This is a genomic window from Bradyrhizobium archetypum, assembly GCF_013114835.1.
Taxonomy (GTDB): domain Bacteria; phylum Pseudomonadota; class Alphaproteobacteria; order Rhizobiales; family Xanthobacteraceae; genus Bradyrhizobium; species Bradyrhizobium archetypum.
Map to the genome: position 1 here is coordinate 918758 of NZ_JAAVLW010000001.1, position 21370 is coordinate 940127.

The window sequence follows — 21370 nt, forward strand, 5'->3', positions numbered from 1 at the left end:
GATGTCCGTTCGGGGTCATCTTCGACCGATTCAACGGGTTTTGCTTATCGGTTCATGCCTGCGTCGCTCCGAAAGCGGACCTGATGCTGGAGTGACAAGCCCGCAGCCAACTACCCGGCCTTCATCCAGCTCGCATGAATACGGCTATGACTTCGCCTTAACGAGGCCACGCCCCTCCTCACCGCACCGCGAACGGCGCCTGGTAGGGCCGGCCGAACGGGACGCCGTTGATCACGGTCTGCACGGGTTTGAGCAGCAGCTTGCCGTCGCGCTTGTTGTTGCGGGTGTCGACGAACGAGGTCTGCCCCTCGACCAGCTCCATGATCGCGACGTCGCCGGGGGCGCCGATCTGCAGCGTGCCGATCTTGGGCGCGCGGTTGATGATCCTCGCCGGCGCCATGGTCGCCATCGCTACCACCTGCTCCACCGTATATCCCATCACGATGAACTTGCTCATGACGTTCGGCAGATAAGGCATGCCCGGCGTATTGCCCGAGAAGACGTGAATGTCGGAAGAGATCGTGTCCGGCCCGCAGCCGCTGGGAATCGCCACTTCGGCCACCGTGAAATCAAAACTGCCGCCGCCATGGCCGACATCGAACATCACGCCGCGCTGCTTGGCCGAGAGCGCCGCCGGCAACAGCTTGCCGTCCTGGACGATGTTGGTGAAGGCGCCCGCGATATTAGGCGCCCCGGAGTAGGCATGCGTCAGCACGTCACCCGGCCGCATCAGGTCGAGGATCTCCGACATCAGCTCCTTGGTCTCGACGCCGCCGATATGCACCATCATCTTGGCCGGCCAGCCGCACATTTCGCAGGCCTTGATCGAGCGCTTGAGCGGCTCCAGCCCGTGCTTGGCGATGACGTTCTCCGACATACGGACCTTCACGCCGAGCAGGAAATCCGGATTTTCGGCCAGCGCCATCGCGCAAGCCTCCACCTGCGCGTAGTCGATATTGTAGAGTTCGGCGATCGGGAATCCGGACAGGCCGTTATTGGCGATGTGGACGAATGCGTAAATCCGCGCCCGCGATTGCGCCACGATGTAGCGCCGCAGCGCCGCGAGATTGTTGACGCCGGCATCGCCCGCCGACACCACCGTGGTGGTGGCCTGCGCCTGCACCAATTCGTCGGCGGGAATGCCGATCGCCGAGCCGTAGGGGTAGACGTGGGAATGCAGGTCAATCAGGCCGGGCGTCACAAGTCTGCCCGAGGCGTCGATGGTCTTGGCGGCACGCGCGGCCGGGATTTCGTTCTCGACCGCCTCGATCACGCCCCAGCGAATACCGATATCGCGCTTGCCCCTGAGCGACTGGCTGGGATCGAGCACATCGCCGCCCTTGATCACGAGATCGAACTTGTCGTTCGGTCCCATCGCGGCGGCGGCAGGGCCGGACATGGCGGCGATGGCCGCCGTCCCCGTCAAGCCCAGAAAATCACGGCGTGAAAACCCCGTCATCGCAGCGCTCCCCCTGACATTGTTTTGTCCGCTGATGATGCGCCGTGCCCCGGGATTCCGCAAGCAGGGCCTGTATCGCCCACGCGCAGCTCACACGGTGGCGCGGGCGATCCCCTGAGTGGGCGGGCGTGCGCCGCACGCCGGGCTCACCTGGCACGCCCGCTGGACAGCGGGCCTCATCCAAAGTTCTACAGAGTAAAGTGCGCGGCCGCCCACCTGAACAAGCGTTCAGAATTCTCCTGAGATTCTGCGGGAACGTTCCTCGCCATGTGATGTTTTACGTCAGCTCAATTGGAGGAGACTTGGAATGAAGCGTTTTGCATACATCGTCGCTGCACTCGGTGCGCTCGCGATAGCGGCGCCGTCGATTGCAAGCGCTGAGACGGTCATCATCAAGAAGCGCGGCTACCATCATCACCACCACCCCCACTACGGCGCGCGTGCTGAATTCCGGCACGACCGCGGCTGGCATCGTGGATGGCGGCATGGTCATCGCGACAGGACCGTGGTGATCAAGAAGTATCGCTACTGAGGCCGACACCTGGAACGGAAAATGGCTCCTCGCGGAGCCATTTTCTTTGCTCGATGATAGACCCTCATGGTGAGGAGCGCCACCGGGTCCGCGCGTAGCACGGCCCGATGACAGGCTCCGCGCGTCTCCGGACGATGCTTCGCATCGCCGGGAGAACCATGAAGGCGCCGTCTGTGGCCCGCATCCTTCGAGGCGCCCGCTTCTCGCGGGCTCCTCAGGATGAAGTATAAGGAGCTATGACGTAGGGCCGTTCTTCTCAGCTGTAGATCTCAAACAAGCCCGCGCCGCCCTGGCCGCCGCCGATGCACATCGTGACGACGCCCCACTTGGCCTTGCGCCGGCGGCCTTCCTGCAGGATGTGGCCGGTGAGACGCGCACCGGTCATGCCGAAGGGGTGACCGATCGCGATCGAGCCGCCGTTGACGTTGTACTTCTCTGGGTCGATGCCGAGCTTATCGCGCGAATAGAGGCACTGGCTGGCGAAGGCTTCGTTTAGCTCCCAGAGATCGATGTCGTCGATCTTCAGGCCATGGCGCTTCAGCAGCTTCGGCACGGCGTAGATCGGGCCAATGCCCATCTCGTCCGGTTCGCAGCCTGCGGAGGCCCAGGCGACGAAGCGGCCCATCGGGTTGAGACCCCGCTTCTCGGCGTCCTTGGCTTCCATCAACACCACGGCCGCCGCTCCATCGGAGAGCTGGCTGGCATTGCCGGCAGTGACGTATTTGCCGGGACCCTTGACGGGCTCGAGCTTGGAAAGACCTTCCATGGTCGTGTCGGGCCGGTTACATTCGTCGCGGTCGACGACGTAATCGACGATGCTCTCCGCCTTGGTCTGCTTGTCCACCACCTTCATCTTGGTCTTCATCGGGACGATTTCGTCCTTGAACTTGTTTGCCTGCTGCGCCGCGGCCATGCGGCGCTGCGACTCCAGCGAATATTCGTCCTGATACTCGCGGCTGACATTGTAGCGCTCGGCAACGATATCGGCGGTGTCGATCATCGCCATGAAGATGTCAGGCGCGACCTTGAGCAGGTCCGGATCGATCGATTCCTTCGGCGAGCCGCCGCCAGGAATCGAGATGCTCTCGACGCCGCCGGCCACGATGCAGTCGGTGCCGTCGGAGCGGATCGAGTTGGCGGCCATCGCAATGGTCTGCAGGCCCGACGAGCAGAAGCGATTCACCGAGACGCCGGCGGTTGACTTCGGCAGGCCGGCGAGCAGCGCGGCCTGGCGGCCGATATTGGGCGCACCGTGCGCGCAATTGCCGAGATAGCAGTCCTCGACATATTCCTTCTCGACGCCGGCGCGGTCGACGGCATGCTTGATGGCATGGGCCGCCAGCGACATCGGCGGGGTGATGTTGAACCCGCCGCGGCCGGACTTCGCCAGTCCCGTACGTGCATAGGAAACGATGACAGCTTCACGCATTTGAAAGACCTCCCTTTGATGCGATCCAGTATGGACTGGTGCCGCGCCCGTGTGTAGCGAAAACCCGAATTCCGGCCGGCGGAACAGATTGAATCCGCAAACCGGGCTCAAGACCGGGATTTGCACAACGCCTGCGCCTCGGCAAGGCCGCATCTGATCTGCCGACCTCTGTACTTGGCGCACGACCAAAGGCGCATGGCCCGGCTATTTCACTTAGCGAAAGTGGCAGCTATTGAGATTGCCGACATGCGAACTGCGACACAATTAGAACCGAGACAGGGGTGTGATGGTAAGGGCGTTGCGACAATGGCTGGATAGTCACGAACTGCCCGCGATCATCGCCGCGGTGCTTGGAGTGATCATTGCCCTCTCCGTGCTGATCGTGGTCGGCGGCTATCTCGTGGTGACACCCTGAGGCCCCGTCTCAGATGTGCTGCGCCATAAGCCGGCCAGGGCGTGCATCCGGACGTGGTTCGATATTGACCGACCAGAGGCTGCTGTTGCCGACGTCCTTCAACGTCACCGTCATGATTTCGGTCTTGCCGTCGATGTCGACGCGGCCGAAGAACTGCAGGCCGAAGCACGGCGCGAGATTTTCGCCGCTGCACCCCTTCTGGAACACCGCCTTCGGGCCGAACGTGTTGTCGAGCGGGGCCGGCGCCCAGGTGCCCGCGTGCAAGGGGCCTGAGACGAACTCCCAGAACGGCTCGAAATCCTGGAACGCGGCGCGGTTCGGGTCGTAATGGTGCGCGGCGGTGTAATGCATGTCGGCGGTCAGCCACACCGTGTTACGTATGCCGGCACGCTTCATGAACGACAGCAAATCGGCGATCTCATGCTCGCGGCGCTCCGGCGGGCCGTCGCCGAGCGCAATCGCGTCCTCGCTGATCAACCCGATCGGCATGTCGGCGGCGATCACCTTCCAGGTGGCGTCGGACGCCACGAGTTCGCGCTTCAGCCAGGCCAGTTGCGCCGCGCCGAGGATGCAGGTGTCGCTACGGTCGTCGCGCTTGTTGAAGGTGGAATCGCGGTAGCTGCGCATGTCGATCATGAAGACGTCGAGCAGCGGACCGTAGGCGATCTTGCGATAGATGCGGCTGTCCTCCTGTGCTGCTACCGCGCGCATCGGCATGAATTCATGGAACGCGCGGCGCGCCCGCGCCACCAGGAGCGAAGAGCCGTCCTCGGCATAGCCGCTGGCGTCGGCCGTGCCGATCGGCGCCCAGTCATTGGTGACCTCGTGATCGTCCCATTGCGCGAACAGGGGGACCGCGGCATGGAAGGCGCGGAAGCTCGGGTCGAGCCAGTTGTACTTGTAGTTGCCGCGGAACTGCGCCAGCGTTTGGGCGACGACGGATTTTTCCTCGGTAACGAGGTTCCGCCAGAGCCCGCCGTCAGGCAGCTTCAATTCGCGCTCTATCGGGCAATCCGCATAGATGTGGTCACCGGAATGGATGAAGAAGTCCGGACGGTTGTCGAGCATCGTGCGGTAAGTCCGCATGCCGCCACGGCTTTCGTCGATACCCCAGCCCTGCCCCGTGGTATCGCCCGACCAGGCGAACGATACCGAACTGCGCGCCGTGGGCGCGGTGCGGAAGTGCCCGACTTGAGCTTCGCCGGCGATTCCCCGCTCATCGATACTTTCAAACCGGACGCGATAGAAAATGTCCTGTCCTGGCGGCAGGCCATCGAGCAGCACCTTCGAGGTGAAATCGCTACCCGGCAATGCATCGGCGGCAGCCGTGCCGATGATGGTCTTGAAATCTTCGCTGGCCGAACACTCGACCTGCATGCGGGCGGCACGGTCGGCGCGCGCCCAGATCACCGCGGAATCGGCCGACACATCGCCCGATTGAATGCCGCTGGTGATAAGCGGCCGATCCGCGGCGCGGCTGAGGTAAGGCCTGGCGAGGCTGCCGAGACCACCGACGGCCAATGTTGCGGCGGAGCGGACCAGCAATTGGCGCCGGTTCAGACTTTGCCCGGCGCATATCGCAATCGGCATCGAAGCACCCTCGTCGAATCACGACGAAGGTGTGCCCGAGCAATTTGAATGCTGGCCGAAGGTTTTACGACAGGTGGATGACGCGGAAGATCAGTAACGTACTAGTTCTGCCACTCGCAGATGCCGCCGGATTTGCACGGCCAGGTTTGGATCCGCGTGTCGCGGGCCTGGGCGTCGAGCGGGTTCGAGTCGCGGCGCGCCAGCTTGGTGCGGATAGCACTGCGCGGCTTCTCGACGCGCGGCTGCGCGACATGTGCCTTACGTTCCGGAGTTTGCGCCACATGCGCCTTGCGCTCCGGTGTTTTACGGACGACCACGCGTTCCGTCTTCACCGGCTTGCGATCGGATCTCGCTTCGATCCGGACCGGTGCGAATTGCGTCTCGGGGCCGAGCCGCTTCGGTGAGAGCAGAGCTTGGGAAGGATCAAGGCTGAACAGCTCGCCTGCGCGATACTCGTCGGCCAGCGCGGCACCGCCCGACATCAGAAGCCCCGTGCAAAGTGCTGCGGCCATAACGTTTTTCAGGACCATTGCAGGCCTCCTGAAATCAACCAAAAACTGAAGAACAGCGATCATGTAGGAGGCCGCCAGCACAATTCCAGCGGGTTCCACGCTCGGCGAATGGTGTGTGACTCCGGCCGTGAAAAGTTCACGCGCCGGCTGAACAGCGTTCTACTCTGCCGCCTGCACCATGGGCTGGCGGATCGCAGCTTGTAGCCGCGCGCACTCCGCGCGGTATTTTGCGACATTAGCTTCCTTTATGTGGCCATAGCCGCGAACGAGTTCCGCGGATTTCGCCAGCGCGACGAGATGCGGCCAATCATGCGGCTTCGCCTTGCCGAGATGGCCAAGGATCATCGCGGAATATTCGTCCGGCAATGCCCGCTCCATCCGCCGCTCGGCCGTATAGCCGAACGGATCGAACGCGGTGCCGCGCAGGAACCTGAACCGGGTGAGGATATCGAAGGCCCGGAAAATCCAGGGGCCGAACTCGCGCTTGCGCAAGTGGCCGGTGACCTTGTCGCGCCTGGCCAATAGCGGCGGCGCCAGGCTGACCTTGACGCCAGGCTGGCCGTCGAATTGTTCCTTCAACGCTTTTGCGAACTCGCCATCGGAATAGAGCCGGGCGACTTCATATTCGTCCTTGTAGGCCATCAGCTTGAACAGGCCCTTGGCGAAGGCTTCGGTCAACTCATGCGAGCCGGGCGCGGCCACGGCTTCCGCGGCGCGCACACGCTCGACTTCGTCGAGGTAGCGCTTCGAATAGGCCTCGTCCTGGTAACCGGCCAGGAATTTGGCGCGCAACGCGATGCTCTCCGCAAGCGTCCGCTTTACCGGCGCTGCGCCCGAACTCCTGAAGCGCGCCGCGCTGACGACGCGTTGCAGATCATGGGCGGCGAGCCGGCCCCATGAGAATGCCAGTCTGTTCATCTCGATCGCCGCGCCGTTGAGGTCGATCGCCTTCATGATCGCCTCCAGCGACAGCGGAATCGCGCCGCGCTGGAACGCAAAGCCGAGCATGAAGGCATTGGTGGCGATGCTGTCGCCCATCAGCGCGGTTGCCAGTCCCGTGGCATCGAGGATGTCCAGATCGGAGGCGCTCACGGCCTCGTTCAGCGAATCCCGCATCGCCCCGGCCTCGAAATCGATGTCGGGATTGATGACGAAGCTCGCGGTCGGCAACAGGTCGGCGTTGACGATCGCCCGCGTCACGCCGCGCTCAGCCCGGCTCAGCGCCGGGATGCTGGTGGCGACGACGATATCGCAGCCGAGGATGAGGTTGGCGCCGCCGGGCGCGATGCGGACGGTCGAGAGATCGTCTGCAACAGGCGCAATGCGGACATGGCTCATGACGGCGCCGTTCTTCTGCGACAGGCCGGTGAAATCCAGCGTCGAGCACGCCTTGCCGTCGACATGGGCGGCCATGCCGAGCAGCGCGCCGATGGTGATGACGCCGGTGCCGCCGATGCCGGTGACGAGGATGTTGTAGGCACCATCGAGCGCCAGTGGTGCCGGCGTCGGCAAATCGGCGAACAGCGCCGACGGATCGGCGGCCGCACGGTCGGCCTTGCGCAGCTTACCGCCATGCACGGTGACAAAGCTCGGGCAAAAACCCTCGATGCAGGAAAAGTCCTTGTTGCAATTCGACTGATCGATCCGCCGCTTGCGGCCAAACTCGGTCTCCAGCGGCTGCACCGAGACGCAGTTCGAGACCTGTGAACAGTCGCCGCAGCCTTCGCAGACGCGCTCGTTGATGAAGACGCGCTTCGGCGGATCCGGATAGAGTCCGCGCTTGCGGCGGCGGCGCTTTTCCGCAGCACAGGTTTGGTCATAGATCAGGACCGTGAGGCCCTTGACCTCGCGCAGCTCCCGCTGCACCGCATCGAGCTCGCGGCGATGATGAACCGTCGCGCCTGGGGGGAAGTAATTCGAGGGATATTTTTCCGGATCGTCGGAGACGATGGCAAGTCGCCTGGCGCCTTCCGCCGCAACCTGATGCGCGATCTGCGCGACTGTCAGACCGCCTTCGGCCGGCTGGCCGCCGGTCATCGCCACCGCGTCGTTATAGAGAATCTTGTAGGTGATATTGACGCCGGACGCCGCCGCGGCGCGGATCGCCAGCAGGCCGGAATGGGTATAGGTGCCGTCGCCGAGATTCTGGAACACGTGCTGTTCGCTGGTGAACGGCGCCTGCCCGATCCAGGCGACACCTTCCGCGCCCATATGCGAGATCGTCTGCGTTCGCCGGTTCGGCACCGACAGCGCCATGCCGTGACAGCCGATGCCGGCCATCGCGCGGCTGCCTTCGGGAATTTTTGTCGAGGTGTTGTGCGGGCAGCCCGAACAGAAATACGGCGTTCGCTGCAGCTTGGCCGCGCCGATACCTTCCGCCGGCCGGTCGAACGCTTCGAGCTTGGCCAGCCGCTGCTCCAGCGCCGGGCTGCGATGGCCGAGTCGGCGCAGCCGCGCGACCACCGCCGCCGCGACCATGGTCGGCGTCAACTCGCCCTCGCTCGGCAGCAGCATGGCGCCGGTCTCGTCGCGCTTGCCGACCACCGAGGGACGCTTCGAGGCGTCCATATTGTAGAGAATGCGGACGAGCTGGTCCTCGATGAAGCCGCGCTTTTCCTCCACCACCAGAACATCCTGCAGACCTTCGGCAAACGAGCGCGCGCCGGTTTCTTCAAGCGGCCAGGTCAGCGCGAGCTTGTAGATGCGTAGGCCGAGCGCCTGTGCCTCGGCATCGGTAATGCCGAGATCGGCCAGCGCCTGCCGCAGATCGAGATAGGCCTTGCCGGTCGCCATGATGCCGAGCCGCGCCGGCTTCGAATCCAGCACGATGCGGTCGAAGCGATTGACGCGCGTGAATGCCGCGACGGCCTGCATCTTCGGCCCGTGCAGCCGGCGTTCCTGCTCCAGCGGCGCATCCGGCCAGCGGATCGAAAGCCCGCCCGGCGGCATCTCGAAATCATCCGGCGTGATGATCCTAATGCGATCGGGATCGCTGACGATCGAGGCCGAGCTTTCGACAGTCTCGGAAATCGCCTTGAAGCCGACCCAGCAGCCGGAATAGCGCGACAGCGCAAAGCCCAAAATGCCGAGATCCAGATAGTCCTGTAGCGTCGCCGGGTTGACCACCGGCATCAGCGCCGCGGCGAACACCTGCTCGCTCTGATGGGCGAGCGTCGAGGATTGGCAACCATGATCGTCGCCCGCTAGCGCGATCACGCCGCCGTTTGGCGAGGTGCCGGCGGAGTTCGCGTGCTTGAGCGCATCGACGGAGCGGTCGACGCCGGGCCCCTTGCCGTACCAGATGCCGAACACGCCATCGACCTGGGCGCCGGGGAACATGCCGACCTGCTGGCTGCCCCACACGGCGGTTGCCGCCAGGTCCTCGTTGAGGCCGGGGGAGAATTCGATGTCATGCTGCTTGAGGAAGGATTTCGCGCGCCATAGCGCGTGATCGTACATGCCGAGCGGAGAGCCGCGGTAACCCGAGATGAAGCCGGCGGTATTGAGTCCTGCTGCGCGATCGCGTTCGCGCTGCAACATCGGCAACCGGACCAACGCCTGCGTGCCGGACAGAAAAATCCGTTTCGCGTCCAGACGGTACTTATCGTCCAGACCCACTTCCATCAACGCCATGTCGTCCGCTCCCCGTCGTGCGTTCCGCCGGTTATTTGAACCGGTCTAATTGCGAGCAGGATGCACCGATTTTGCTATGCGTGCCCAGCGTGAATTCATGGCCTTAAGGCATATCTCGCCTGCTTGTGGATCGTCCCGCCTCTTGCCGAAACCCGCCTTCTTTGAAACCCTCTTCTTTGAAACCCTTGGCGGCAAAAGGAGACACCAGGGATGACAGAGCCGGCGTTCAGGATCGAGATATTGGAGCAAGGCAATCTTCTCGTCGGGCCGTGGCGAAGCCCCAGGCAGATGCTCCACGCGCAGGTCTACGATTCCCACGCCTCGATCCATGATGAGGCGACCGCGCAGAAACTCGGGTTTCAGGGCGGCACCATCGAAGGCCCGACCCATTTCAGCCAGTTCGCCCCCTTGTGCGAACGGATCTGGGGCCAGGCCTGGTTCGAGACCGGCTGCCTCTCCGCGCACTACCGCAACCCCGCCTTCGAGGGCGAGGAGGTGCAGGCCAATATCGAAAAGCCCAATCCAGGCCAGACCATCTGTGCGATCGGCATGACCAAGCGCGACGGCACCGAGATCTTGCGCGGCACCGCATCCGTCGGCGATGTGGCGGAAACGGCGCTTTCCCGACGGCTCGGCGAATTGAAGCCGCTCGCCGATCCCGTCATCCTCGCCGACCTCAAGGTCGGCATGAAGGTCGCACGACAGACGGTCCGAATGGATTTCGACCAGCACATGGGCGATCTCTATCCGTTTTCGCTCGCCGAGAAGCTGAAGGTCATCACCGAACCGTCGGCGTATTATTCGCAAGAGCTCAATCCCTGGGGCCGCGCGATCATCCCCTTCGAGATGCTGAGCGTATTGTTTCAGTACCGCGCCCGCGAGGACAAGCTGCCGGTGCGCGGGCCGGCAGTCGGCCTGTTCGCGGATCAGGAAATCCGCCTGCTGCGCGGCCCGCTGTTCGTCGGCGAGACCTATTTCACCGAACGCGAGGTCGTCGCGCTGAGCGGCAGCCGGCGCACCGAAAGCGTTTGGGTGCGCACGACCGTGTTCGCAAAGGACGATACGCCGGTCGCCACCATGCTGTTGAATATGGCGAGCATCAAGGATTCATACGCGAACTACGAGCGGGAGCACGAAGCGCTCTATGGCTAGGTGAGGAGTGCAATGAGATGCGCCTGAAAGATCGTGTCGCCATCGTCGTCGGGGCCGGCCAGAGCCCCGGCGAAGGCATCGGCAACGGCCGCGCCACCGCGCTGACTTTTGCGCGTGAAGGCGCCAAGGTGTTGTGCGTCGATCACAATCTGGCTTCGGCGCAGGAGACGGTCGACATGATTGCCGAAAGCGGCGGCGCCGCGGCAGCGTTCAGGGCCGATGTCACCAAAAATGCCGAGCTCAAGGCGATGGTGATGGATGCGCAAGCACGGTGGGGCCGCATCGACGTGCTGCACAATAATGTCGGCGTCAGCCTCGCCGGCGACGATGCCGAACTGCTCGACATATCGGAGGAAGCGTTCGACCGCTGCGTCGCAATCAACCTGAAGAGCTGCGTGTGGGCCGCAAAGCACGTGATCCCGATCATGCGCCAGCAAAGAAGCGGCGCGATCATCAACATTTCTTCGATGGCTGCGATCACGACCTATCCTTACGTGGCATACAAGGCGACCAAGTCGGCGATGATCGCGTTTACCGAACAGCTCGCCTATCAGAACGCGCAATACGGTATCCGCGCCAACGTCATCCTGCCCGGCCTGATGAACACGCCGATGGCCGTCGACACCCGCGCGCGCGAATTCAACAAGAGCCGCGCCGAAGTCGAGGCCGAGCGCGATGCCAAGGTGCCGCTGCGCCAGAAGATGGGCACTGGGTGGGACGTCGCCAACGCCGCGCTGTTTCTGGCGTCGGATGAAGCGAGCTTTATCACCGGCGTGACCCTGCCGGTCGATGGTGGTGCGAGCGTGCGGCGGGGATAGAATCGTAGGGTGGGCAAGGGAGCGTCAGCGATGTGCGCACGATTCCCTCGGCGCAAAAGATAGTGGGCACGCTTCGCTTTGCCCACCTTGCATCCTCGCACGCCGCTATCAGACCTCATCCTGCCCGCATGTTTACCTTTGGTTAGTAACTTTCTCTTAACGGTTGCGGCGATTGGGCGGCCCTTTTTGACGCGCCCCCGTTCGCGCGACTTGGCACCGGCGTTGTTTGTTTTTGGGCCCGCGTGATTCGACAATATCGATCAATTCCAATGACACGATGATGTGACAGCGCATCGTCGCTTGTCGAAATCCAGACTCGTTGCGGTCGCACGAATTTCATGTGCGCTCGCTATGAGGCGCCACAAGAATTGTGGGAAGCCGAGGCACCATGAACGACGAATTCGACTACGACCTGACGCCGGCCCAGTGGGAAACGTTGAAGGCATTGCGAACGCCGGCGGCCAGGCTGCCGCGGATGAGCCGCACCACGATCGACGGCCTGATCGCGCTGGAACTTGCCGCGATGCACGGCGACACGCCACTTCTCACCGCGAAGGGACGCAAGGTCCTGATTCGCGGCTCGTCGCTGCTGCTGCAGGATCTGGCGGCGTGATTCGCCGCAGTGCGATCGGATCAGGTACAACTGCAGCCGCGAGGAGACTGCGCTCCCTCTCCCGCTTGCGGGGGAGGGCTGGCGTGGGGGTATCGCCGCGAGTCACACTGTTCGTGTGGAGAGGCCCCACCCGGATCACATCTGACGATGTGATCCGACCTCCCCCACAAAAGGGGAGAGGTGGCAATCCTCGAGTGGCTTATTCACCCACACGTCATCTGACAACCTCACACCGGCCTCTCCTCGTCCGTCACCGGCGAGGTGATCACCAGGAACACCAGATCAACCAGTCCGGAATTCGAAATCGCGTGCTCGACGCCGGGTGGCAGGAAGATGAAGTCGTGCTTGCGTACGACATGGTTCTTGCCGGCAATTTCCATCAGCCCTCGCCTTCGAGCACGTGGTAGATCTGCTCCTGCACGAGATGCTTGTGGCGCGCGACATGCGCCATCGGCTGGTACATCGAGATGCGGTAGTCGATGTGGCGGGAGCCTGCCGTCTCCGGCATCACCAGCGGTTTTGACAGCGCGCCGCCGAAATGATTGGGAAATTCGCGCCACGGCACTTCGGCGATATTGCGGATGAACGCGCCGTTATTTTCTGAAGCCATGATGGCCTCCATTGTCAGATCACCAGCGCCCCACCATCGATATAGACGATCGATCCCGTCGCAAAACCGTTCGCCAGAAAGCTGAGGATCTGCCGCGCAATGTCCTCACCCGCGCCGACCCGGCCGACCGGCAGCGCGGCCGCCGTCTTCGCCAGCATGTCGCGCCGCGCCTTTTCCGGCATCGCGGCGCGGATCGGCGTGTCGATGACGCCGGGCGAGACCGCGTTGACGCGCACCGGCGCCAGTTCCAGCGCCAGCGCCCGCGAAAGCGACTCCAGCGCGCCGTTGGCGGCGCTGACGATCGCCGAATTCGGCCGCGGCCGGACGCTCAGGAAACCCGAAACCAGCGTCAGCGATCCGTCGGCGCGGATGTCCGCGCGTTGCGCCACCCGCCACGCGCCCCAGAACTTACCTTCCATCGTCGCACGGACGTCCTCCATCGCGACCGTCTTGAACGGGCCGGTGCGAAGCTGTGCCGCGGTGACCACGACATGGTCGACCGGCCCGCACCGCCGGAACAGGCTTGCCACGCTCTCATCGTCGGTAACGTCGGCGGGAATCGCAATCGCATTCAGCTTCTCCGCCACCCTGTCGAGCCGGTCGACGTTGCGGGAGGCAACGATGACATCGGCGCCTTCGCGCTTCGCCATCTCCGCGGTCGCAAGACCGATGCCGGAAGAACCACCGACGACGACAACTTTCTTGCCTGCAAGCAGCATGAGAATTCCTTATCGCGTGAGATCAGACGGGCTGGTATCGCGTGCCGATGCCGGCCTTGCTTTGGCCGAGCCCGGGCAATTCCCAGACGCCCGCACCGGCCGGATTGATGTCGGCGGCGATATCGACGTCGATCAGATAGGGCTTGTTGGCGACGATGCCCTTGCGGATGGCCTCACCGATGTCGCCGGCACGATCGACCCGCACACCCTCGACGCCGCAGGCGCGCGCCATCGCGGCGAAGTCCGGATTGTAGCGCTCGCCGGTGTTGGGATCGTGGAAGTCGGTCGCGAGCTCGCGGCCACCGAGATAGCCGCGCTGCAGCCCGCGGATCGAGGCATAGGCGTAGTTGTTCCAGACCACCCAGACCACCGGCAGGTTATATTCCACCGCCGTGCCCAGCACATTGGCGTGCATAAAGAACGCGCCGTCGCCGCACACCGAGACGCAGGGGCGATCGGGCGCGGCAAATTTCGCGCCCATCACGCCGGCCACGCCAAAGCCCATCGGGCCGAAACCCATCGAGCCGATCAGCGAATCCGGCCGCCGCGGCTTGCAGAAGCCGAGCAGCCAGTTGTGGTGCACGCCGATGTCGCTGACGAGGATCGCATCCTCCGGCAGCGCCTTGTCGATTTCGAGCGCGGCGCGCTGCGGATTGATCGGCGTGGTGTCGTCGGAAAAGCCGGGGGCGACGAACTTGTCCCATTCCTTGCGATAGCCGTCGATCTGCAAGAGCCATTTCTTGCGCGCGTCCAGCTTCTTCGAGAGATCGCCGCGGCGATCGAGTTCGGCATGCACCTGCCGCAGGAAGGTACGCACGTCGGCCATCAAGCCGAGCGCTACAGGATAGTTGCGGCCGATCTCCTCGGGATCGATGTCGATATGAATCAGCCGCGTCGGCGGTATGGTGAAGGAGTAACCCGGGATCCACGAGCTCGAGGTGCGATCGTCGAACCGCATGCCCATGGCCAATAGCACGTCGGCCTGCCGGGTCGCATGATTGGCCTGATAGTGCCCGGCGCGCGCGACGAGGCCCAGCGCCAGCGGATGGTTGCAGTCGATCGCGCCGAGACCGCTGGCCGACGCCGCCACCGGAATCGGCAGCCGTTCGGCGAGCTTTAAAAGTTCCTCGGCCGCGCCGCCATAGCGCACGCCCTGACCGACGATGATCGCCGGCCGCTCGGCGGAAAGCAGCATATCGACGGCTTTCACCACGCCGTCCGGATCGGCGCCGCAGCGGCTCGAGATATTGGCATTCCATTCGATCGCGTTCGGCGCCTGCTCGGCCGCCGATTCCATGAACACGTCGAAGGGCACATCGAGCACGACAGGACCGGGCCGGCCGGTCGTCATGGTCTTCCAGGCCTGCCGCACCGCCAGCGGCACCATCTCGCCGCGCGTCGGCTGGAACACCTTCTTGCAGATCGTGCGCACGGTGGAAGGGAAATCGGCCTGATGATGCCGGTACATCTCCTGGAACGCGCCGCGGTTGAACTGGCTGGTCGGCACGTTGCCGGTCACCGCCATGAACGGTACGGAATCGAGAAAGGCATTCGCAAGCGAGATCGGCAGGTTCGCCGAGCCGGGGCCGCAAGAGGTGAACGTCGCCGTCGGCCGTCCCGACACGCGGTAATAAACGTCGGCCATGAAGCCGGCGACACTCTCGTGATGCACCGAGATGGTCTTGATGTCGTGGGAGCGCTCGTACAGCGCGTCGATGAACTGGATGTTGCCGTGGCCGCACAGGCCGAATACCTGCGGCACCTTCTCCTGGATCAGATAGTCGACAATGACCTGGGCGCCGTTGAGCATGTTACGCGACATCGATCACTCTCTCCCTGCAGCCCAATTCGCCCCCGCGTCTTCGCGCGCGGTGCGGCCAGCGAACCGGACCCTATTTCTCATATTACTGTACGTCAATTGCTATTGTGGTATGTTTCTAGTGCGTCCTCGCTCGCTGCCCAGCGCTGTTGCCGGGCGAGGCCCGCCTGCTAGAGTTCGTCTCGCCCATCTGGAGAACTGATTCCCGTGAAACCGCGCGCCAAGTCGAAGACGAGCGACAAGGAGGCAACCCCTCGCAAGATCTCGATCGCAAGGCTGATGCCGTCGAGCGAACCCAACATCGACGACGAAGCCGAGGAGCGCGCGCGCGGCGGCGTGCAGTCGCTCGGCCGCGCATTTTCCATCCTTGAAGAGGTCGCGCGTCACCGCGAGGGCATTGGCCTTGCCGATCTCAGCAAGCTGGTCGGCCTGCACAATTCCACCACCTTCCATCTCGCCAAGACGCTGGTCTCGCTCGGCTATCTCCGGCAGGAGCGCGATTCCAAACGCTACCGCGTCGGCCGGCCGTTGTTTGCGCTGGCGGCGAGCGCCCTCGACGAAATCGAGATGGTCAATTTGGCTACGCCGATCCTCGAAGACCTCTCCCGCGAGACTGGCGAAAGCGGGCATTTCGCCGTGCGCATGGGCGATGCGGTTGTTGTCATCGCCCGCACCAGCGGGGCCGGCGCGTTCCAACTCACCGACCGCGTCGGCGTGGTGCGCCCGGCGCACTGCACTGCGCTCGGCAAGATCATGCTGGCCTCGCTGCGCCCCGATCAGTTGAAGCGCTTTCTCGAACGGGTCGAGCTGAAGCCGTCGACGAAAAAGTCGATCACCGATCCCGCCGTGTTGTTGCGCGAGATCGCGGAAATCCGCCGCAGTGCGATCGCCTTCGACGACGGCGAATACAATGCGGAAGTGCGCTGCGTTGCCGTGCCGGTCTATCATTTCACCGGCGAGGTGATCGGCGCGCTCGGCATTTCCGGTCCGATCTGGCGCATGACCGACCAGGTGATGCAGAGCCGCGCCAAACTGGTGCAATCGGCTGCCAGCCGGCTGTCGATCGAATTCGGCGCCCGCGATCTCGCCAAATCCTCCTGATTTCCTCGTTCTGAATTGCCTCTGTGCGCGCTTCTGCGCGGCCACGACGCATTTGGCGTTGACAGGACGGACTGCGTCCGGAAATATCCTACAATAATAAAAGAACGTCTCTCACATTGTCGCATATGCGGGCGGAAGAGAGAACGTCGCGATGTGCTTTCGGGGAGGAGATCAGCAAATGACCCGCTACAGCCGACGTACTCTGTTGAAGAGCGGAGCCGCCTTCGCCGCCGCCTCGACACTCGGATTTCCATCCGTCGTCAGCGCGCAGGCCGCGCGGATAAAAATTGGACATCTGGTGCCGCTGACCGGCTTTCTCGGCGCGATCGGCAGCTACGCGCAGCTCGGCGTCAAGATGGCAGCGGAAGAAATCAACGCCTCCGGCGGCATCATGGGCAGGCAGATCGACCTGATGTCGGAAGACTCGGTCAATCCTGCCACCGCCTCCACCAAGGCCCAGCGCATGATCGAGCAGGACGGCGCGGCGCTCTTGCTCGGCGAAATCTCCTCCGCCTCGTCGCTGACCATCATGCAGGTCGCCGAACGCAACAAGAAAGTGTTCTTCTCGACCGGCGCGCGCTCGGACGCGCTGCGCGGCAAGGACTGCAACCGCTATTCCTTCCACTGCGACATCCCGAACACGGTGATGGTCAACGCGGTCGGCACCGCGCTTCTGCAGAAGGGCCTGGTGAAGGGCAAGAAGTTCGTGACGCTGACGGCCGACTACATTTTCGGCCACGACCTCTTGAAGGCCGCCAAAGCCTTCTTCAGCGCCAACGACGCCACGCTGATCGGCGACGAGCTGATCGCGACAGATGTCACCGACTTCAGCCCATATCTGCTGAAGGTGCGGCAGGCCAAGCCCGACGTCGTGTGCTGCAACCTCGCCGGCAACCAGGTCACCAACCTCGTCAAGCAATACGCCGAGTTCGGCTTCCCCTATCCGCTGGTCGGATTCAACCTCAACACCGGCGACGCCTGGGCGATGGGCGAAGGCAATCTTTCCGGCACCTGGCCAACGGTCTGGTATCACACGCTCGACAATCCGGCCTCAAAAGCCTTCGTCGAGGCCTTCAGCAAGAAATACGGCAAGCCGCCGGAGAACCATGCCTGGATCGAATACATCACGCTGAAAATGATCGCGCAGGCGATCAACGAGACCAAGTCGACCGAGAGCGACGCGCTGATCGGCCATTTCGAGAAGCAGACGCAGTTCGACATCATGAAGGCGCGCAAGGCCTATTTCCGCTCGTGGGACCATCAGCTCGTCCAGGAGGCCTATCCGTTCACAGTGAAGCCGAAGGGCGAGATGAAGGACAAGTGGGACATGCTGGTGCTCGGCGAGGCCGTTCCGGCCGCCGGCGCTGACCTTGAATCGATCTACCCGACGAAGACGCAAAATCCCTGCAACATGAAGGCGTAGAAGCTCGATTTGGGCGTCGGGCACACTGGCGTTGCGGCGCCGGCATGGATCGGCCGGCGCCGTCTCTTTTTCAAGGCACGTGTTGAGATCGCGGATCGCAGATGCAGTTCGGATTCCTGCTTGAACAGGTGGTGAATGGCCTGGTGCTCGGGGGCTATTACCTCCTGATCGCGCTCGGGCTATCGCTGATCTTCAGCGTCGGCGGCATCGTCAATCTCGCGCATGGCGCGTTCTATGCGCTCGGCGCCTATATCTCCGTCGAGATCACGAAATATCTCGGCTTCGGTTCGGCCGTGGTGCTGTCGCCGGTCGCCGTCGCGCTGCTCGGCATTCTCTTTGAGCGGTTCGTCCTGCGAAGGTTCTACAGCGCCGATCCGATCCTGAGCCTGCTCGTGACATTCGCCCTCGCGATGGTGACCGAGCAGGCGATCCGCATCATCTGGGGCGCGCCGCCGATCTCGGCCGCGATCCCGCAGGTCTTTCGCGGCTCGGTGTTTCTCGGCGACTTCCTGTTCTCGCGCTATCGCCTGCTGATCCTCGCTGTCGTCGCCGCCGTCCTGCTCGGCGTCTGGCTCTTGCTGCACAAGACCTCGTTCGGCCGCGTGGTGCGCGCCGGCATCCAGCGGCCGGACATGGTGGCAGCGCTCGGCATCCGCCTGCAGCCCTACATGACCGCGATCGTGATGCTCGGCGTCGGCATGGCAGCCCTCGGCGGCGCGTTCTTTGCGCCGATCACGATCGTGCATCCGGCGATGGGCGCGGAGATCATCACGGTTGCCTTTGTCGTCGTGGTGATCGGCGGTCTCGGCAGCTTCTGGGGCGTCGTGATATCAGCCCTGCTCGTCGGTGTCGTCAGAGGCATCACCATCCATTTCGCGCCGGCCGCCGGCGAAGCCTCGATCTACGTGCTGATGTTCCTGGTGCTAATGGTGCGGCCGCGCGGCCTGCTCGGCGAACGGATCGAGAAGTTCGAATGAAAACCACGTTCGCCAAATATCGCCCGCTGCTAACAGCCACCCTCGCCGTCATCGCGTTGCCGTTCGGCCTTTACCTGCTCGGTCTTTCGCTGAACACCGGCACCACGGTGGTGGCGCTCGCGATTGCCGCGATGGGGCTCAACCTCTGCATCGGCTATACCGGCCTGGTCTCGTTCGGCCACGGTGCCTGGTTTGGCATCGGCGCCTATGCGGCGGGTCTGATCCAGCGCAACTGGTTCGGTGGCGATATCTTTCTGCCGCTCGCGCTGGCGGCGATCGCGGTCGCGGTGATCGCGACCTTCGTCGGTTTCGTCATCCTGCGCCGGCGCGGCGTCTATTTCTCGCTGCTGACGCTGGCGCTGTCGGCGCTGACCTACACCATTGCCTTCCGCTGGACGGCAGTGACCGGCGGCGAGGACGGCCTCGGTGGCCTAAAGCGCGGCAGCATCGGTCCATTCAGCCTCGACCATGCGCTGAACTATTACATCGCCGTCTCGGTACTCTGTCTCGGCGTGCTCTATCTCCTGCTGCGGCTCGTGCGCTCGCCGTTCGGCCACGTGCTGATGGCGATCCGCGAAAACCAGTTGCGCGCCACATTCCAGGGCTATCCGGTCGAACGCTACAAGCTCGGCGTCTTCGTGATTTCGGCAGTCGTGACCGGCTTTGCCGGCGGGTTGATCGGCTTTCAGAACTATCTCGTATCGGCCGAAGCGGTTTCGGTGCCGTTCTCCGGCGAGCTGCTCGCGATCGTCGTGATCGGCGGCATGCGCAGCATGCTGGGGCCGGCGATCGGCGCGCTGTTCTTCATCCTGTTCCGCGAATTGTTCTCGATCTGGACGGCGAACTGGCTGCTCTGGTTCGGCCTCGTCTTCGTGGCCTTCGTGTTGTATTCGCCGGGCGGCCTCGTCGGCATCTGGGCGACACTGGTAAAGCGCTGGCGGCCGCCGCCGGAAGAGGCCGCCGCCATGAGCAGGCGAAAAATCTACCAAGGCCCGCCGTTGCCGGCTTTCCTGCAGCCGAAGGCACTCAAGGGCACCGTGCTCGACGTGCGCGGCGTTTCAAAAACATTCGGCGGCATTCGCGCCGTGACCGATGCAAGCGTGACCGTCGGCGCCGGTGAAATCCATGCGCTGATCGGGCCAAACGGCGCGGGAAAGACCACGCTGTTCAATCTGGTCTCCGGCCTCTACCCAACGGACAGCGGCACCATCAGGCTGAACGGCCGCGAGATCCAGGGCGTGCCGTCGGAGGCGATCTGCCATCGGGGGCTGGCGCGCTCGTTCCAGATCACCAATTTGTTCAAGGGTCTTTCGATCTACGAAAACCTGCGCCTGTCGCTGCAGGCGCAGAGCCAAGGCCGCTTCAACCTCTGGCGCGACATCGACCACTACAGGGATATCCACGCCGAGACCGCGGAGCTCATAAAGTTCCTCGGGCTGCAAGGTATCGAGACCATCGAAGGCGGCGAGCTCTCCTATGGCGGGCAGCGGCTGGTCGACCTCGGCATCGCGCTCGGCTCCAAGCCGCAGGTGTTGTTGCTCGATGAGCCGCTGGCCGGCCTTGCTGCCGCCGAGCGCGAGCGCGTCGCAAACCTCGTCAAGAACATCGCAATCAATATTCCGGTCCTGATCGTCGAGCACGACATCGACCGCGTGCTCGGCTTCTCCCGAACGGTCACCGTGATGAACCAGGGCGAAGTGCTGATGACCGATACGCCCGAGGCGGTGCGCGCCGACCGCAGGGTGCAAGAGATCTATACCGGCACCGGCGTCCCCGAGGTGGAGCACATCGCGGGCGAGCATGCCCGCGCGAGCGCCGTCCCAATCCTGCGCTTCGATCGCGTCAACACGTTCTACGGCAAGAGCCATATCCTGCACGACGCCACGCTCGATGTGCGCGAGGGCGAGATCGTCGCCCTGCTCGGCCGCAACGGCGCCGGCAAGTCAACACTATTGAAGACGCTCGCCGGCCTCGTGCCGCTGTCATCGGGCACCATCGAATATGCCGGCGCCGACATTTCCCGCCTGCCGGCGCCAGAGATTGCGCGCGCCGGCATCGGCTATGTGCCGCAGGGCCGCGGCCTGTTCGCCGGCATGACGGTCAAGGAAAATCTCGCGCTCGGGCGTCTCGCCCGCAAGACCGACGGCAGCAGCGGCGTGGTGTGGGACGAGGCGCAGGTCTTCGACTATTTCCCGCGGCTGAAGGAGCGCATGGAGGTTGCCGCCGACTATCTCTCCGGCGGCGAGCAGCAGATGGTGGCCGTGGCGCGCGCGATGTCGGGTAACGTCAAGCTCCTGCTGCTCGACGAGCCGTTCGAGGGGCTGGCGCCCGCCGTGATCCTAGAGCTGTTCAAGGTCTTCGATCGACTCCGGCAACACATCTCGATCGTGATCGTCGAGCACAATCTCGATCTGGTGCTGGCGCTCGCCGACCGCGTCTTCGCCCTGGAGCGCGGCGCGGTGTTCCATCAGGGGCCGGCGCAGCCGCTGCTGACCGATCTCGAATACCGCAAGAAGATTTTGTGGCTATAATCTCACCGCGTCATCGCTTGGGGGCGCGATATCACCC

At 63.6% G+C, this 21370-nt stretch carries 18 protein-coding genes; 9 read left to right on the forward strand and 9 right to left on the reverse strand.

Features of this window, described 5'->3' with window-relative positions; translation table 11 throughout:
- Positions 1-178 precede the first annotated feature (178 nt).
- A complete protein-coding gene (locus HCN50_RS04040) occupies positions 179-1459 on the reverse strand; it encodes an amidohydrolase family protein (RefSeq protein ID WP_171708296.1) in 1281 nt (426 codons plus the stop codon).
- Positions 1460-1766: 307 nt separating this feature from the next.
- Between HCN50_RS04040 and HCN50_RS04045 the strand changes: the two genes are divergently transcribed.
- A complete protein-coding gene (locus tag HCN50_RS04045) occupies positions 1767-1991 on the forward strand; it encodes a hypothetical protein (RefSeq protein WP_171708297.1) in 225 nt (74 codons plus the stop codon).
- A gap of 256 nt (positions 1992-2247) precedes the next feature.
- On the opposite strand, the gene HCN50_RS04050 is transcribed toward HCN50_RS04045, so the two are convergent.
- A complete protein-coding gene (locus tag HCN50_RS04050) occupies positions 2248-3420 on the reverse strand; it encodes a thiolase family protein (RefSeq protein ID WP_171708298.1) in 1173 nt (390 codons plus the stop codon).
- Between the two features lie 286 nt (positions 3421-3706).
- On the opposite strand from HCN50_RS04050, the gene HCN50_RS34185 reads away from it, so the two are divergent.
- Positions 3707-3835 carry a hypothetical protein gene (locus HCN50_RS34185; RefSeq protein WP_283812040.1) on the forward strand — a complete coding sequence of 43 codons (129 nt, stop codon included), beginning with the start codon at positions 3707-3709 and terminating at the stop codon, positions 3833-3835.
- Between the two features lie 9 nt (positions 3836-3844).
- Here HCN50_RS34185 and HCN50_RS04055 read toward each other — a convergent pair whose 3' ends face one another.
- The 3 genes from HCN50_RS04055 to HCN50_RS04065 all read right to left on the reverse strand — a co-directional run bounded on the left by HCN50_RS04055 (position 3845) and on the right by HCN50_RS04065 (position 9570).
- Positions 3845-5425, reverse strand: coding sequence for an alkaline phosphatase D family protein (locus tag HCN50_RS04055; protein ID WP_171708299.1), 1581 nt, complete (start codon positions 5423-5425; stop codon positions 3845-3847).
- A gap of 101 nt (positions 5426-5526) precedes the next feature.
- Positions 5527-5955: a hypothetical protein gene (locus HCN50_RS04060; protein WP_171708440.1), complete on the reverse strand. Its 429-nt coding sequence runs from the start codon at positions 5953-5955 to the stop codon at positions 5527-5529.
- A 141-nt stretch (positions 5956-6096) separates the two neighbouring features.
- Positions 6097-9570, reverse strand: coding sequence for an indolepyruvate ferredoxin oxidoreductase family protein (locus tag HCN50_RS04065; protein WP_171708300.1), 3474 nt, complete (start codon positions 9568-9570; stop codon positions 6097-6099).
- 210 nt (positions 9571-9780) lie between these two features.
- Between HCN50_RS04065 and HCN50_RS04070 the strand changes: the two genes are divergently transcribed.
- From HCN50_RS04070 to HCN50_RS04080, 3 genes are all read left to right on the forward strand, one after another.
- Positions 9781-10722 carry a hotdog family protein gene (locus HCN50_RS04070; RefSeq protein ID WP_171708301.1) on the forward strand — a complete coding sequence of 314 codons (942 nt, stop codon included), beginning with the start codon at positions 9781-9783 and terminating at the stop codon, positions 10720-10722.
- Between the two features lie 17 nt (positions 10723-10739).
- A complete protein-coding gene (locus tag HCN50_RS04075) occupies positions 10740-11540 on the forward strand; it encodes an SDR family NAD(P)-dependent oxidoreductase (RefSeq protein WP_171708302.1) in 801 nt (266 codons plus the stop codon).
- Between the two features lie 388 nt (positions 11541-11928).
- On the forward strand, positions 11929-12153 hold the full coding sequence (locus HCN50_RS04080) for a hypothetical protein (protein ID WP_171708303.1): 225 nt from the start codon (positions 11929-11931) through the stop codon (positions 12151-12153).
- 227 nt (positions 12154-12380) lie between these two features.
- Here HCN50_RS04080 and HCN50_RS33395 read toward each other — a convergent pair whose 3' ends face one another.
- From HCN50_RS33395 to HCN50_RS04095, 4 genes are read right to left on the reverse strand one after another with little or no spacing between them, the layout of a single operon-like run.
- Positions 12381-12533, reverse strand: a complete 153-nt coding sequence (locus tag HCN50_RS33395) for a cupin domain-containing protein (RefSeq protein ID WP_235976720.1) — start codon at positions 12531-12533, stop codon at positions 12381-12383.
- Positions 12533-12763, reverse strand: coding sequence for a hypothetical protein (locus HCN50_RS33400; protein WP_235976721.1), 231 nt, complete (start codon positions 12761-12763; stop codon positions 12533-12535). Before HCN50_RS33400 ends, HCN50_RS33395 begins: the two co-directional genes overlap by 1 nt.
- Before the next feature lie 14 nt (positions 12764-12777).
- Entirely contained in the window at positions 12778-13482 is a 705-nt protein-coding gene (locus tag HCN50_RS04090; protein ID WP_171708304.1) for an SDR family oxidoreductase, read from the reverse strand.
- Positions 13483-13504: 22 nt separating this feature from the next.
- On the reverse strand, positions 13505-15304 hold the full coding sequence (locus HCN50_RS04095; protein ID WP_171708305.1) for a thiamine pyrophosphate-binding protein: 1800 nt from the start codon (positions 15302-15304) through the stop codon (positions 13505-13507).
- 204 nt (positions 15305-15508) lie between these two features.
- Between HCN50_RS04095 and HCN50_RS04100 the strand changes: the two genes are divergently transcribed.
- The 4 genes from HCN50_RS04100 (at position 15509) to HCN50_RS04115 (ending at position 21333) form a co-directional block, all read left to right on the forward strand.
- Positions 15509-16402 carry an IclR family transcriptional regulator gene (locus tag HCN50_RS04100; RefSeq protein WP_171708306.1) on the forward strand — a complete coding sequence of 298 codons (894 nt, stop codon included), beginning with the start codon at positions 15509-15511 and terminating at the stop codon, positions 16400-16402.
- 178 nt (positions 16403-16580) lie between these two features.
- Entirely contained in the window at positions 16581-17825 is a 1245-nt protein-coding gene (locus HCN50_RS04105; RefSeq protein ID WP_171708307.1) for an ABC transporter substrate-binding protein, read from the forward strand.
- A 101-nt stretch (positions 17826-17926) separates the two neighbouring features.
- Positions 17927-18802, forward strand: coding sequence for a branched-chain amino acid ABC transporter permease (locus HCN50_RS04110; RefSeq protein WP_171708308.1), 876 nt, complete (start codon positions 17927-17929; stop codon positions 18800-18802).
- Complete coding sequence (locus tag HCN50_RS04115; protein ID WP_171708309.1) at positions 18799-21333, forward strand: branched-chain amino acid ABC transporter ATP-binding protein/permease; 2535 nt, start codon at positions 18799-18801, stop codon at positions 21331-21333. Before HCN50_RS04110 ends, HCN50_RS04115 begins: the two co-directional genes overlap by 4 nt.
- The last annotated feature ends 37 nt before the right edge of the window (positions 21334-21370 follow it).